The sequence below is a fragment of the Deinococcus marmoris DSM 12784 genome (genome assembly GCF_000701405.1).
Lineage (GTDB): Bacteria > Deinococcota > Deinococci > Deinococcales > Deinococcaceae > Deinococcus > Deinococcus marmoris.
Genome location: NZ_JNIV01000006.1, coordinates 57,586 through 72,347 on the forward strand (window position 1 = coordinate 57,586; position 14,762 = coordinate 72,347).

The window sequence follows — 14,762 nt, forward strand, 5'->3', positions numbered from 1 at the left end:
GGAGTCAGCAGGTCTGCCGCGGGCCGCAGATGGTGGCGGGGACGGCGGTTCACGTCGCCCAGCGGTGCGACTCGCCAGGGCTCCAGACGCCGGCGATCAGCGCGGCCGCGTAGAGGGGGGCCGCCTCGGCGCTGAACGTGGGGGGCCAGATCACGTCGTACTTCGCACTGCGCTCCACCAGCCACGCACCCCCACCGTGACAGGCAATCCCCAGGCGCAGGTGCGGCGCATCCATCACCAGCAGCGCCTCGCCCTGGCCCAGCGCCAGGACCTGCGGCACCAGACGGAGCGCCCACGCCAGCTGCTGGTCCGTCAGCGCCGCGGCCAGGCGCAGGTCGCCCGGCATCAGCCCTGCCCCCGCCAGCACCAGCGGCGCCAGGGCGGGGGGCAGGGTGGGCGGCATGGCCACAGGGTCGCTCTGGCGGCCCCTCGCGCGCAAGCCTACCCCCACCGCTCCACCATCTCGGCCACCAATTCCCCCACCTCCGCAGCCAGGGCCTCGCTCAGCGGTGCGCGCGCGCCCCAGCCCGCCGAACACTGCCGGTACAGCGCGCGGAGCAGATCATTGCCATAGCCCGACGCCACCCACCGCGCCATCTCCGCCCAGGCGACGGGCTCGCGTTCTCGCACCCGGGCCCACAGCGCTCTCGACTGTGGATCCCCATGCACGCGCCCCGCCAGGATCAGCGCGTCCACGCGGGCCTGGAGTTGATCGGAGGTCAGGTCCGGGCTCACAGTGAACCCCAGATCAGCGCGGCCTCGATGTCCACCCTCAGTGGCGCGAACACCGGTAGGGTCAACGAGTGGTGCCACAGCGCGAGTTCGAGCTGGCCAGTGGGTTCGCACTCCCAGCCGCTCCACCCCGACAGTGGGTGGGGGCAGCGCGGCGCTAGGCCGCCGGCGCAGGCCCGGGCGAGAACCTGAAGGGCGTCATGCTGGGGGAGTTGATTGAGCAGGGCGCGGGTGATGTGAGTGGTGGGAAGACCGGCGAGGATCGCTGCGTGCAGTGCGGGGGCGTGTGTCATGTTGTGATGCGAATTGCTGCACCGAAAAGCGCCCCCAGGTTCCCGGGGGCGCGTCTTTCTTCTGCTCTCCTTCAGGAGCGTTGGTGTATGGGGCCTCGTCGACGGGGGCGCCGCTGATGGGCATCGGGCGCACCTCGCAGCTCCCGTCGCAGGGCCGGTCCGTGTTGCGGGTGGAGCGCTGGTCTGGGGGAGTTGGACTCACTCGGCGGCGGTGATCACAGAGACGGCTACGCCGTCTGGCGGATTCGCGCCAGTACCAGATCAGGCAGACTTTGACTCAACGCTGCGGCGCCCTAGACAGGCATCCTTCCACTCAATGAATCTGACTAATGAAGGTGGTCAGGAAGGGGCCCGCTGGCTGTTAGTGGTCATCGGTGGCCTCCATTCGGCTTTCTAGAATGAGGGTTGCCTCGCGGGCGGGAGCCCCAGGCAGGTAGATCCGCGCCGCCGCCTCAAGTGCGCCCGCGCGTCCCAGACGCACGAGCAGCAGCACAGCGAAGTTCGCCCCGATCCACAGGTCGTTGACGATCCCCTCCATCGTGCCAATGTCTGTGGGACTGGGCACCAGCGGGTGACAGGGGTGCGAATGCCACTCTCCCAGGTAGTTGAAGCGGCGTGGGTCATGCCCGTGCTGCTCGGCGAAGCGGTCCAGCGCCACGGTGTGGCTCTCGGCCTGCCGGACGAAGCGCGACGCCGTGCCCCCCTGAGTCTGAACGGTGCACTCCACGATTCGGAAGAGGTTCTCGCCCACATGCTCGCCCATCAGGACGCCGCCGATCTCCCGTGAGCCAGCCCGTCGCAGCGCGGTCACCAGCTGCTGGGCCAGGGATGCGGGCAGCAACAGCTTCACCCCTTCGAATCCTCGAGGATCGCCTGATACCGCCCGATCAGCTCAGCCTGCTCTTCGGCCGAAAGTTCTTCTTCCTCGGCGTGCGGGGCTGGCCACTGATCCGCTGCCGGCATCGCCACCGGCAGGGTCTGGAACGGCTGATCGAAGACCCAGCCGGCCCGGAAGCCCAGCAGGTACATCGAGTATGGGTAATGACTGTCCTGCGGGCGGGTGATGACGTCCAGCGCGAGCTGGACCACGTGATTGGCCATGACCCCCACGTCGGCGTCCGTGGCGAGCAGTGGGGCTTCGCCAGCGGTTCCCGCTGAATATGGCTCTGCCGCCCAAAGCTCCTCCTCGTGAGGATGCTTACGGCAGAACTCCTGGTACATGGCCCGCATCTGCAACGGGGTGGGGTCGATGCCCGGACGGCTGCGCGCCACCAGACCCCCCAGGCCTCCCCCGTAGGTCTGTCCCCACACCAGCGGAACGTGGGACCGGGTACTCACCATGCTCAGCAGGTTGAAGACCTGCCCGTCTGCGGTGGCGTCAATGATCAGGTCGCACTTCCCCAGCAGTCCGATGATCTCGGCGTGGCGCTGGCTCGACTCCTGTCCGGCCAGCTGGAGCGCGTGGGTGGCCACCACCGCATCGGGCACGATGCCCTCGATCGCCTGCCCCACCGCGTCGACCTTGTGCCGTCCAACGGAGCGCCAGTCCAGCGCGTGGCGCACCAGATTCCCCGGCAACAGCACATCATCATCGACCAGCCGGAATATTCCCACTCCGGCCCGGGCCAGGGACAGGGCGACCTTGCTGCCGAGAGACCCCAGACCCACGATGCCCACGGTGGCGCTCAACTCTGCCCCATGCTCCTGCCGGGCCTCGCCCAGGTTATCCGGCAGCAAAGCCACGCGGCGCACCTGCTCGCGGTCTGCGTCTCCTCGCACGAGGTAGCCGTGGATCCCGTCCTCGGCGTCGATCAGGATGGCCAGGGCGAGCACCGCGGTGTCCTCGAGCGGGCGCTCGGGGTTGTGGGGCCAGTGCGACACCCCAGCGTCCTTGAGAAGGCCCACCAGATCCTGCATCTTCGGGACTCCGCGGAAGAGATGGCCGGGAATCGATGTTCTGAAGGCGAAGCCTGGGAATGCGCAGGCGTCCTCTGCGTCGATCCTGTCCGGCACAGTCGGGTCTTGCCACGCACCAGCCGTCGTTACGATCAGGACCTTGTCGGGCGGCACAATCACGCCGCGGAGGGGAAGGGGCTCCCTCAGCGTCAGTCCACCCAGAAGGGAGGCCATGCGGTTGGACAGAAAGCCCCGCAGGTCCGCCGACCGCAGGGCTTGGCCCAACGATTCCTCGTGCCTGGACGGCGCGTCCACTCCAACGACCTCGGTGTCGCCCAGGGGATTCTCCAGCGCCAGCAGGCGATAGGTGCTGCACAGCAGGTCGACTCCGGTCAGGCTGGGATGCCAGTTGTCGGGACCCCACTCCAGGCACAGCACCCCACCCGCCCCGTACTGGTGGAAGGACCAGCGCCGCTCGTCGCCCAGCGGCTTCACCGCCGGGGCCAGATCGGGGAAGTGCTCAGGGTAGGTCAGGCGCACTGCGTAGGCGTGGCCGTGGACATGCAGGGTGGCGTCGCAGCAGAGCCGGCCCTGCACCATACGCCAGCGTGTGCAGGAGAGCCACTCTGCTGTGGCCTCCATGGCGGCGATGGACCGCGTTTCCAGGAGGAAACGCTGCTGGTCGGCCATCCACCACGCCTGCAGCTCAGGCAAAGCCTTTGGGCCCCTTTGGTGCGACTGGATGGCTGGGGAAAGTCAGGGAGGGTGTGGCCGCCACGGACATCAGCCCAGCTTGACTGGTGGATGTGCTCTCAGGGAACTTGTCGCCCAGCAGTTCGCGCCATGCGTCCGCGCTGGCCTTTGGCGTGGCGGCGTCCAGCGCCTGGCGCGCGAGCGTGGCCGCCCCGGCGATTTCTGTCATGAAGACCTGGAAGTCCGCTGGATTCTCCTTGACGCGCCGCAGCACGTCATGCGAGGGCACGCCGTGGTCAGGCAGAAAGGGGACGATCGTCCCGCTGCCGTAGCGCCGAACCATCTCCTCAAGCGTCCGGGTGATGCCCTCAGCCACGCTGGTGATGTCTGACGGGCAGCACTGGCCGATCAGGTGTTCGAGTGGGTAGCCCTTGGGGTGCTTGGGCAGCGCCGGGTTGTTGCGCTTCCACCACTTCAGGGCCTTGACCACGTTGATGTAGTGACCGGCCGTCGCCGCGTTCTTATCCCGGGTCCAGACGATCTGCGCCAGCGGGTGCGTGGGGTCCCAGCAGTCTAGGTCACGGTTGGGGATATACAGGGGCTCCTGCTTCCACTGAGCCTGTTTGGCCTGTTCCAGCAGGACCGGGCCCACGTTGAGGCCGTAGTAGTCGCGCTCCTCGTCCAGCCCTGCCAGGTCGGCGGTGTCGAAAGCGCTGAAGGACTTGACCGCTTCCGTCTGAGCCTCGCTGGGCCCTGAAGTGATCACCAGGTCCAGGTCGACGTCCCCCAGCGAGATGCCGATCGAGCGGCCCTGCTTCTGCCACTTCTTCGGATAGTGCTTCTCCGCGAAATCGTAGAACAGCGCCTGAGCCTCGGCCGCCAGCGTGCTCTGCGGAATGGTGGTGACCACCACGACATCGACGTCCGAGCGCTCGCCCGCCGCGGCACGGATGGCCGTCGCCCGACGGTAGCTGCCCTGGATAAAGGTGGCGACGGTCAGCTCCCAAAGCTTGTCGTCGTCATTCAGGCGGTCACGCAGAGCACGGTGGCCGCGGCGCATGGCCTTGCGTTGGGTGGCGGTGGGCCGGATGGCGCTCAGGAAGGTCTCGAAGCTGCTTGTCATGATCATGGGCGGTCTCCTTCAGTCGATGAGGATGCTGGGGGTGTAGGCGCCATCGAATTCGTAAAGCTGGATATTGCCTAGCGTGCGGGACTCCTGGCCTAGGAAGAACATCAGCGCCTTGGGGACAGCGACGAACAGGTGAATTCGTCGCCCTCGCCCAAGCTGCGCGCAGAGCTGCTGTAGACGGTGCGTGAGCTTTTGGGCCAGCAGATAGGCGTGATCTGCTCCCTGCACGGCCTGACGGCCCACGCTGGGCAGGACGGTTGCCTCAAGCAAGATCGACGCAGGAAGGTTCATGCTCACCACCGCCTGTCGAACGTCTGTTTTCAGATCCTGTGCGACGCTCACGGAGACGACGATGTCTTCGCCGGCGCCGATCGGCACCTCGTCAAAGTTCCACAGTTGTTCGAAGGGAGCGACAGGTTGCGCGCCGACCTGCCAGACTTCCCCAAACTGCTCGGGCCAGACCCGGGCGCTGCTGCGCGCGGTGGCCCGTCCCGCTGCGAAGACAACCGAATAGTGGGCCTCAAGGCTGAGGTGCACATGGTCGCCGCTCTTGAAGTTCTGGTGCACGAAGGCCGCGATCTCCGGCTGCACATGGGTCTTCCACAGTTCGGGGGCGCGGATCACGCGATCGTCGAAGTGGCTCAGACAACAGAGGTGGGCCTCCAGGTCTGCAACGATGTAATCGGAGTTCCAGGCGTAACTGCGCACTCCCAGACGGCGCACCCTCGCCTGGGTGCGGGGCGGGCCGACATAGAGGTTCTGGTCACGCATCAGTTGCGTGAGGCCCGCGCTGTCCAGCTTCACCTCGCCCTGGGTAGCAAACAGCTTCCAGGGTAGCTGCTCGTAAGGGTTGTGCAGCTGGCCGCGAGGAACGGGGTGAAAGCCGGCGGCGTCCAGTGCACTGTTGAGTCTCGCCTGAACCTCTTCCAGGTCGTGAATTTCCCCCTTGAGCCGCAGCGGAGTCAGCGCCTGGCGCAATCCAGCGTCATCGACAACCAGGTGTTCGCGCCACTGCTTGCGCACCTGGCCCATGGCCGAACGATCACCGGTGCCATCGAACAGCACCTCCAGCCGGATTGCGCCTTCCCGACGACTGACCAGTCCGGCCAGCGGATCCTGCGGGTCGATGGGATAGGGCTGGCGCAGGATAAAGCGGGACCCTTGCCCGTTCGGAGCGTGCTGCTGCTGAACGCGGTGCAGTTTCTGAAGCAATGACTCGCTGGTCGCCCCGATGAACGCAGGGTCCGTCAGATCCGCAAAGCCCACCTGCCCCTTGTGGGTGACCCGGTACTTGACCTGCTCGTAATCCACATGGGTCTGGCCGCCACGGCCGTCGGGGATGGGTGGGTCATAGCGCAGCATGATGTCGTCGAAGCCGGACGCCCCCTCGACTTCGAAACCCAGCTCCGCCACGTGCTCCTCAGCATGAACCAGGCGGCAGGCGTGTAGCCAGAACAGCAGGGCCTGAAGATCGTCGCCTCCCTGACGAGCGCTGATGGCTTTGGCGATAGAAGATCATCTCCTTCACAAGGATGGGGGGCTGACTCAGGACGGATGTACAACGCTCCTAGCATAACGCATCACGCGTAATCTTTCCCAGCACGAATGGTTGGCTTGGCGCTTGACGTTCACCTGCTTTGAAGGGGGCTTCAGGAGTAGGGCTTAACCTGGCGAAGGCCCGATTTTTGGCCAACTCGAATGAGAGGTCAAGTTCTGCTGTCTGACACGCCTACCATTGTCTACGTCGTGGACGACACTACTTCCGCAAACCTCTCGCCATTGCTCTGACTTCTGCAAGAGATATGTGCAACCCAAGAACGCCGATTTCTATGGGATGCCCTCTGGGGCGCACAAATGACCGTTATCGCACGGCTCAATTGTGACTTGGCCTCTTGGAGCGGATTTCTGTTCTTGCTTTAGCCGTACCCTAGAGCACTTGACAGAAAAGAAGCGCAATCCTGGAAGAATTTTGGATGGCTTGGTCCCGCTTCGGGAGTTAGTCGCACTTGACTTCCCAACGCAACTATTCTGTTATTTGCTGTAGTTTAGTTGGAATGATCCACCTGCGCGACGGTGCGCCAAGCATGCATGATGACCGGCCGGACGCTGGCACCGGCGTTCCCGAAGCGGAATGCGCTTGTTGCGACGGAAAAGGCTTCCGCTTCGGTGCTGTTGTCCGGTTTGACCCGGAGTGAGTGGAAGAGCAGTCGCCACTCACTCAGGGGAATGTCCTCGGGCTGGCGGGCGCCGCGTTCACGCAGCCTGACAGTCTGTCCAGGCACGAGGTATTCCGTGTGATCCCGGGCAGTGCGGCGCAGGACGTCTCCGGCGATTTCAGCCATCTGGGCCGCGTCAAGCGTCCTGGAGCGCACCTGCACAGGATTGAGGCGGGCCAGCGCCGCATACCGCCGGATCAGCCCATCTTCTGTCATGGGGCCTTCGGCGACCACCAGGCGCTTCACAGCGTCCTTCACCGCCAGGGCGGAGGCAGTGCGGGGGTCTGGAAGAGTCTCACTCAGAGTGGTCAGTGGGGCGAAGGTCACCTCGGGGAGCGCTGGTGTTTTTTTGGATGTCTCGCGAGAATTCGGCTTTGACGGCGGGCGACTACCCTGAGCATGATTGGTCGCTGGAACCTTCGACTTTCGGTCTGGAAGAGTGCGGGCCGGCGCTGGAGACGCATCACTGGGCAGGGCGGCACTGGCTTTGCCCACTGCGCGGCTGAGCTGTTCCTCGCTGGCTGCGACGTTGCGCCGCAGCCAGTCCAGGCCGGCGTCCTGGCCCAGGTGGGCGATGACCTCGCCGGCAAACGGTACCAGTTCACGCTTGGTGGGTTCCCAGCCCTGGCGAGGACGCCGGTACCCGTTGCCTGCCCAGCCCATCACATCCAGAGAGGCCGTAACGAAGGAGGTGGGCTCAATGCTCTGCCCGGTGAAGGCCTCCACCAGTTTTCGCAGTTGCGAGTGATGAATCACGCCGCCGTACAGCCCACCGAGATACCGGGCCCACTCCCGCTGCCGGCCGATGTCCTGATGGCGGGCCACCAGGTAACCTCCCACCGTGACCCGGTAGCCGTTGCCAGCGGCATTGACCTGCGGGGCGCTCAGCTGCAGTCCCTGGAGGTGAGGCGCCGCCAGCACGGGCCGCACATGGACTCGCAACTCGGCCGCGACCCTTGGCAGCTGTGATGAGAGCTGTTCGCGCTGCAGAACGCTGATCTCTGGAGGCGTGTCCGGCGTGGACGCCGGCTTCAGCGCCTCGGCGAGGCGAGCCATGGCCACACTGAGCTCCAGATCGAGCAGGCCACCCTCGCCCGCGCCGTCGCCCCGGCCCCGCTGCCAGGCCTGCTCGCGGAAATCCAGTCCCAGCAGCGGCGCCGAGGCCTCCCACAGGGCCTGGGGCGGTGTGGCTGGCCGCTGCAGGCCCCCGTGGGGCGGAAGATACATTGAGTGATCCTCGCCGCAGACGATCAGGCGGTAGGGGAGACGCGCCGGTGTCCAGCGGATCGTGAGGCGGCCCGCGCGGTGTTGCCGGGTCAGGTCGGCCGGCAATTCTTCGCCTCCGTCTCCGCTCAGCAGCAGGTTGACGGTGACGTTCTTGTCGTCCGACAGCCGCAGCAGGCTGTCGAGCACGTCCGGCTGCTGAATCACGGCGGCGAGCGGTCCCTGCAGCCAGTAGGTGTGCCCGGCCGCGGTGCGCCACGGCTCGGCGGGGCTGAACGTCGCCTTGAAGCCGCCCTTGTAGGGTGCCAGTTGAAGCTTCTGTCCGTCCTGGATGTCCAGAAGATCGAAGAGCTCGCCGAGATCCCCCCCGAGCTGTCCGTGCTGGGCGGTGACCTTAACCGCGTACTTGTCTGTTTTGGCGCCCTCGTCGGCGTAGACCGTGAACTCTGCCGGGTAGCCGCTGGCCGGCAGACTGCCGCCAGTAATGGCCGAGGTCGACAGCCACCAGTGATCCACGCGTTGGCTCTGCACGTGCACCCCCCGGCGGATGAACACGCCGCCAGGAAGACGCTCGAAGCGCAGGCGCGCGAGGTGGGCTTCGATCAGGGTGATGGTCGCGTTCCGGTCGATGTCCGGATGAACGGTGAGCAGCTCCTCAAGCGTCAGTTCGTCGCGGTCTAGCAGCGTGAAGGCGGCACTCTGGGTGCAGAGCTGGACGGGTACGTCATTGGCGTTGGTGTGCACTGTCAGCGTGCCCGAATACACGCCGGCCTGCGTGGGTGAGGCGGCCACGGTCACCTTGCGGCCGTTGACCGAGGTGGTGACCCAGTCAGGGGCATCGATGCCCCTGACCTGGACGTCGTGACCCGCGCCGTAGCCCTCATTGCAAATCTCAAACGTGACTGGCTTGGTGCCGAGCAGGCCGCCGCGGAAGGTGGTGGCGGCGATGGGCGGGCGTGGGCGGTCAGCGTGGGCAGCAAGCAGAGCTTCGAAAGGAGACCGGGAGGCCGCCAGCGGATTCCAGTGGTGCAGGGAAAGCTTCACGCCCTGCGCGCTGGCAACGTCGGCCACGCGGTACTCGCGCATGTAGGACGTCAACTCCAACATCTGGCTGGACGCGGCGGCCGACTGCAGGTCACGCAGATCAATTTCCGGGCCCAGGTAAGCGCGCATGAGGTGCAGCAGCGCGGCCGCCGGCATGGTCAGGTTGCTGCTGGCGTCGACGTAGCGGCTTTCAAGCACCTTAGCAAGGAGCGTCATCTCGAGCTCACGGGCGACTAGGGTCGCGTCCATTTCTGCGCCTCCTTCAGGCCAGCCTCGGTCAGGCCGAGGACTGGAAACCCGCCCTCGGTCACGGCCGCCACCTTGCCCTGGTGGGTCAGGTGGTCGATGGTCTCTTCAATCTTTTTGTCATCCACGAAGCGCAGCAGGCGGTAACCTGGCGCGCTCTTCTCAAAGTTGGAATAGGTCTTGAAGGTGCCGGCCCGCATCTGCCCGTCTTCGCCTTGCAGGAGCCGGATCAGGGTGCCCCGACCGCGGGCCTTGCCGGCGCCAGCAGACTGGTGCTGGAAGTAGTGCATCATGCGCAGCAATTCGCGCTCGGGATTCCAGATGTCGCTCAGGTTCTGGCTGGGCTGCCCGCTCCACGGCAGGCTGAGGCCAGGCTCACAGGCGTCGCAGCGTCCACAGCGGTGGTAGGGCTGCCGTTCGGCGTCGAAGTAGGCGTGCAACTTGTACTCACGGCAGGTCTGCCCAGTGAGGAAGTGCTCGAAGTCCTCGAAGCGCGCCAGCTTTTGCTTGCGCAGCGCTTTGCATTTCTCCTCATAGGCCGCCAGGTTCCAGCGGACGATGCGGACATCGAGCGCGGGGGCAAGGGGGCTGACGCCCAGCCGGCCTTCTTGTGCGTAGGCGTGCAGCCGATCTTGCAGGGCGGCCGCCCCTTCCTTGCCGAACTCGCGCGTGAGGTGCACGGCGCCTTCAGCCGCGAGGAGCTGGGCCACCTGTGGATCGGCCGGGGGCTCCACGCCGTACAGCGCGAAGACCCGGTAAGGGCCGGGGACGAAATCAGCCTGCACGACGCCGGCTTCCTGAAGCAGGTGCAGCACCGTGGAGAGGCGCGAGATATCGACGTCCTCGTCGGCGAGTTCACGCTCGGTCGGATAGGTGGCCGCAGAGATGCGGCTCAGGAGCGCCTCGACCTCCTTGCCGCCGGGATAGCTCTTGCCGATCATGTTCGTGGCCCGCCGGCGGATGTTGCCGGACTTGAGCAACATCGCGTAGGCTGGCGCGCCGTCGCGTCCCGCACGCCCCGCTTCCTGAACGTAGGCCTCGAGCGAGAGCGGCGCGTCGTAATGCACGACCAGCCGGATGTCCGGGGCGTCGACGCCCATGCCAAAGGCGTTGGTTGCCACGATCACTGGCATGGCGCGGTCCTGGAAGAGTTCGACGAGCTCTGCCCGGATCGCCGGGGACAACCCAGCGTGGTAGGCCGCGGCCTGGACGCCGATCTCGCCGAGCAGCGCGGCCACCCGTTCGGTGGCGTCCCGGCTGCCGGCGTACACGATGACGCGGCCTTCGCGGCCTTCCGGGGTTCGGCGCAGGCCCATGATCAGGTCGACGAGCACCTGATCGCGCTGGCCCTTGGTGGTTGCGATGACCCGGTAGTGCAGGTTCGGCCGCGCGACCGGCTGGGTCTCGTGCAGCGGGCGGTCCATCTCCAGCAGCTCGGTGAGCTGGCGCTGCACCGCTGGCGTCGCCGTCGCCGTGAACGCCGAGACGGGAGGGCGCAGGCCGAGGCCCCGCAGGGACTCGTGCACCTTGAGGTAGTCGGGCCGGAAATCGTGCCCCCACTCGGTCAGGCAGTGGGCCTCGTCATACACGACGCGCGCCGGCGGACGCTGCCGCATCAGTTCCTGGAGGTCGCGGCTGCGCTGTACGCGTTCGGGGGCGACGTAGAGCAGCTTGACGTCGCCGCGCTGGGTGTCACGGATCTGCGCGAGTTGCTCACCGCGCGAGAGGCCGCCCCACAGTCCGGCCGCCGGTAACCCGAGCTGCTGCAGCCGCAGCACCTGATCTTGCATCAGCGCGACGAGCGGAGAGATCACCAGGGTATAGCCGGGCGCGAGCAGGGCCGGCAGCTGGAAGATCACGCTCTTGCCTGAGCCGGTGGGCAGCACGGTCAGCACGTCGCGGCCGTCCAGCGCCGCGGTCATGCCGCTCAGCTGTCCGGGCCGCAGCGCAGCGCGGGGGATCTCGAAGGCTTCCTGGAGACCGCGCTCGAGCAGGGCCGGCCAGGCCTCCCGGGGCAGGGTGGCGAGTTCGCCCCGCAGTTCGGCGAGCAGCCGGCCCTTGGCGGACACCAGGGGCGGCATGGCCAGCGGAGCGCCGTACAGCGCGCTGAGGGCTGCGTAGAGTTCCTCGCGGCTGTGGAGGCGGTGGATGTTCTGGGGCGGGACAGGCAGCGCGCCCAGGAAGCGGCTCTGGTAGTGGCTGACGGGCAGGCGCTTGTCCCACAGCACGAAGGCGCCGGGCCCGCTCCCCTCGCGGCCGTCGCGGATCAGACGGCCGAAGGCCTGCACGAACTTCAAGACGGCGCGCGGCAGGTAGATGGTGTTCCAGAACTTCTCGAAATCTCCCAGCGCGACCCGCTGCTGGCTGAGCACCACATCCGGGATGGGGAAGGGCACCCGGTCGAGGCTGACCATGCTCAGGTGGCGGATATCTACCCCCTGCATGAAGCCGGCCGAGCCCAGCGCCATGCCGGTGGCGCGCTGGCCGAGTTCCCGCACGACCCGGTCTGGGCCGTCATTGACGCTCGACAGGTGCGCGATTCCGGCGTCCCGCAAGACGCCCGAGACCCCCCGCTGACGCTCGTTGCTGGTCAGGATATGCAGCGAGCGGTGCGGCAGCTGCGGCGCGAGGTAGGACAGCTCCTGTCCCGCCATCGCCGGGTAGGTGGGCTGGCGCGTCAGGGGCAGGTGGGAGGCGAGCATCACCTGCCCAAGCTCGTAGGGCAGGGTCGGTGGGAGGGTGACAAACTGCGCTTTGGGCAGACCCAGTTCCGTCTGGAACAGGCCAAAATCTGCGGTCTCTCCGGTGCCAACCCCCGGTTCGCTGCCGGGAATCCGCAGGGTGGCGCTGGTGAAGACCACCGACTTGAGGCCCGCCCACAGCGGGGCGAGGCGTTCGTGCAGCCACAGTGGCACGCTCCAGAGGCTGCCGTCGTCGTCGCTGGCGCTCACGGCATAGACGTCCTGGCCCGGATCGCGCCCGAGCAGGCCCTTGAGGGCTTCATGGGCGGCGTCGAGACGCCCTGCCAAAATCTCCACCTCGCCTTTGAGGGCGGGCAACTGGCCGAGTTCGCGCAGGAAGCCGGCCAGCAGCGCGATTCGGGGCAGCACCTTGCGCCCGCCCTCGCGCACGGCGCGGAACTCGGCCGAATCGGCTAAGGCGGGCGTGACGGCTGCGGTGTACCCGAAGCCACCCCCCCCCTGTCCGTACTGCATGGCGAAAGTGCGCAGCGCCCGCTGCCACTGCTCCAGATCGTCGCGCAGGTCCTGAAGGCGCGGCGCGAGTTGCCGGATGCGGCCGAGCACGTCGTAGGCCTGGTGCTCCGCCGCCTGCGCCTCAGCCCCGGAGAGGAAGCCCTGCTCGCTGACCACCCGCCGCTTCCAGGCCGAGAAGGCCCGCGTGACGTTCTCGGGTACGCCGGTCTGGCGTGAGAGCCATTCCTGCGCGCGGCCCAGCACCTTGTCCGGCGCGTCCGGTAGATCGCTCAGGCGGCTGCGCAAATCGCCCATCAATGTGCGTCCGCCGGGCACACTTTCGGCGTAGGGCCCCAGCAGCGCGAGCAGTTCGCGGCCCAGTGGCCCGGCGGCAGCCCCCAGCCGGCGGGGCCGCTGCTCGAGGAGTTCGCCCAGCAGGCCGCGCAGGCCCTGCACGCCCGCTTCACGGCGCAGCGCCTGCTGCGCCGCGTCGCTCAGGTCGTGGGCCTCGTCGACGACCACCCGCGTGATCGGCACGCCAGCGAGCTCGTCTTTGCCCTGAATGAGCGTCTGGAACAGCAGCGCGTGGTTGATCACGATGACCTGGGCGCTCTCCCGCGCCTGAAACATCGGAAAGTAGGCGCAATGCTGATGGAACTCGCAGCCTTCGCTGCAGCGGGCCCGGACGGTGGCCACCGTCTGCCTGAGCCGCCGGAAATCGGGCGAGAAGCGCAGCGGCGTGGGCGGCAGGTGGTCGAATTCGCCGACCCTTGCGTGGAGCAGCAGCAAGGCCGCGGCGCGCGCCTCTCCCGGCGGCATGTACAGCCGCCCGGTTTCGGGGTCGTGCTTGCCCCGCAGCCAGCCGGCCAGGCGGTCTGGGCACAGGTAGTTCGACTGTCCCTTGAGCGCCAGCACGCTCAGATTGAAACCTGAATCCCGCAGCGCCTGCGCCTCGGCCAACACCTGATTTTGGAGCTGCCGGGTGTAGGTGCTGACGATGATGGGGCTCTTCGCCTGACCCTGGAGAAGGGCGGGGAGCAGGTACCCCCGGGTCTTGCCGGTGCCGGTTGGCGCTTCGATCACGCTGACCCCGGCCTCCCTGAGCGTCTGGGCCACCGCATCGAGCATGCGTTCCTGACCGGGACGCGGCGTGGGGAGCATGTCCTGCCAGGTCTGCGGCGTCTTCTGGCCAGCCGCAAAGACGTGGGCGCGCTCAGCGTTGACGCGCAGCGCCGCCGTCGTGAGCGTGGCGAGCGCTCCGGCCGCGATGGTTGGCCGTTGCCAGGCAAGCGCGAACTCCGGCACTGGCAGGAGCGCCAGCAGGGTGCGGTCGGCGGCTGGCATGTCCAGGAGCCGTTGCACGCAGGCCGTCACGACCCGCAGGGTAGCCCGGCAGTCGTCAAGGGCCCGGTGGGCCGAGGCGTGTACTTGCCCGGCCACCAGAGCGTGCAGCGTCTCGAGCTTGTAGACCTCCGGCGGTTCGGCGTCCCGCGCGAAGGCCAGCGGAGCGAGCAGCAGCGAATCGAGCACTGGGCGGGAACCGAGCTCCAGTCCGGTGGACTCCAGGGCGCGCCTCAATACCGGCAGGTCGTAGCCCTGGCCATTGTGGGCGAGCAGGACGTCGCTGCCCAGCCACTCCAGAAAGTCGCGCAGGGCGTCCGTGAGGCAGACGCCCCGCTCTCCGAGGAGCTCAGCGCTCAGCCCCGTCAGTTGGGCAACCTCCCGCGGGATCGCCACGCCGCTGACCAGCCGTTCGAAGTGAGCGGTCTCGGCGCCGCCCCGCACCCGCACGGCGGCCAACTCGAGGATCAGCGCCGTATCGGCGTCCGCAGACGTGGCTTCCAAGTCAAAGATGACGTAGTCGCTCAGGCGCTCAGCAGGATCAAGGGTGATTTGAGGCTCCTGGAGTTGACCAGGCAGGTGCAGGCGGCCGTGCTCGTTGAGGATGCGGCCCTCACTGGCACTGGCCGCCTTGAGGACGGCTCCCTCAGTGCGCATGACGCCCAGCGCGACCAGCTGTGCGGGCGTGCGGGCACCGTGGGCCGACAGGGCCTCAATGATTCTCTCTTCAGGAGAGGCCACGGGTATCCACGGT

Annotated in this window: 9 protein-coding genes; all 9 read right to left on the reverse strand. The window is 67.1% G+C overall.

Annotated elements, in window-relative coordinates:
• Nucleotides 1-49: 49 nt before the first annotated feature.
• The gene (locus Q319_RS0102150) at nucleotides 50-403 is read right to left on the reverse strand and encodes a hypothetical protein (protein ID WP_156039132.1); all 354 of its coding nucleotides are present in this window, start codon (nucleotides 401-403) and stop codon (nucleotides 50-52) included.
• 38 nt (nucleotides 404-441) lie between these two features.
• Nucleotides 442-735 carry a hypothetical protein gene (locus tag Q319_RS0102155; RefSeq protein ID WP_029480204.1) on the reverse strand — a complete coding sequence of 98 codons (294 nt, stop codon included), beginning with the start codon at nucleotides 733-735 and terminating at the stop codon, nucleotides 442-444.
• Nucleotides 732-1,025, reverse strand: coding sequence for a hypothetical protein (locus Q319_RS0102160; RefSeq protein ID WP_029480207.1), 294 nt, complete (start codon nucleotides 1,023-1,025; stop codon nucleotides 732-734). Before Q319_RS0102160 ends, Q319_RS0102155 begins: the two co-directional genes overlap by 4 nt.
• Nucleotides 1,026-1,386: 361 nt before the next feature.
• On the reverse strand, nucleotides 1,387-1,866 hold the full coding sequence (locus tag Q319_RS0102165) for a M67 family metallopeptidase (RefSeq protein ID WP_211252321.1): 480 nt from the start codon (nucleotides 1,864-1,866) through the stop codon (nucleotides 1,387-1,389).
• Nucleotides 1,867-1,871: 5 nt separating this feature from the next.
• Nucleotides 1,872-3,611, reverse strand: a complete 1,740-nt coding sequence (locus tag Q319_RS0102170; RefSeq protein ID WP_029480211.1) for a ThiF family adenylyltransferase — start codon at nucleotides 3,609-3,611, stop codon at nucleotides 1,872-1,874.
• 16 nt (nucleotides 3,612-3,627) lie between these two features.
• Entirely contained in the window at nucleotides 3,628-4,743 is a 1,116-nt protein-coding gene (locus Q319_RS0102175; protein ID WP_051655024.1) for an SMODS domain-containing nucleotidyltransferase, read from the reverse strand.
• 12 nt (nucleotides 4,744-4,755) lie between these two features.
• Nucleotides 4,756-6,156: an SAVED domain-containing protein gene (locus Q319_RS0102180; protein WP_029480214.1), complete on the reverse strand. Its 1,401-nt coding sequence runs from the start codon at nucleotides 6,154-6,156 to the stop codon at nucleotides 4,756-4,758.
• Nucleotides 6,157-6,788: 632 nt separating this feature from the next.
• Nucleotides 6,789-9,476 carry a hypothetical protein gene (locus Q319_RS0102185; protein WP_029480216.1) on the reverse strand — a complete coding sequence of 896 codons (2,688 nt, stop codon included), beginning with the start codon at nucleotides 9,474-9,476 and terminating at the stop codon, nucleotides 6,789-6,791.
• A complete protein-coding gene (locus Q319_RS0102190; protein WP_051655025.1) occupies nucleotides 9,461-14,749 on the reverse strand; it encodes a RecQ family ATP-dependent DNA helicase in 5,289 nt (1,762 codons plus the stop codon). Before Q319_RS0102190 ends, Q319_RS0102185 begins: the two co-directional genes overlap by 16 nt.
• Nucleotides 14,750-14,762 lie beyond the last annotated feature (13 nt).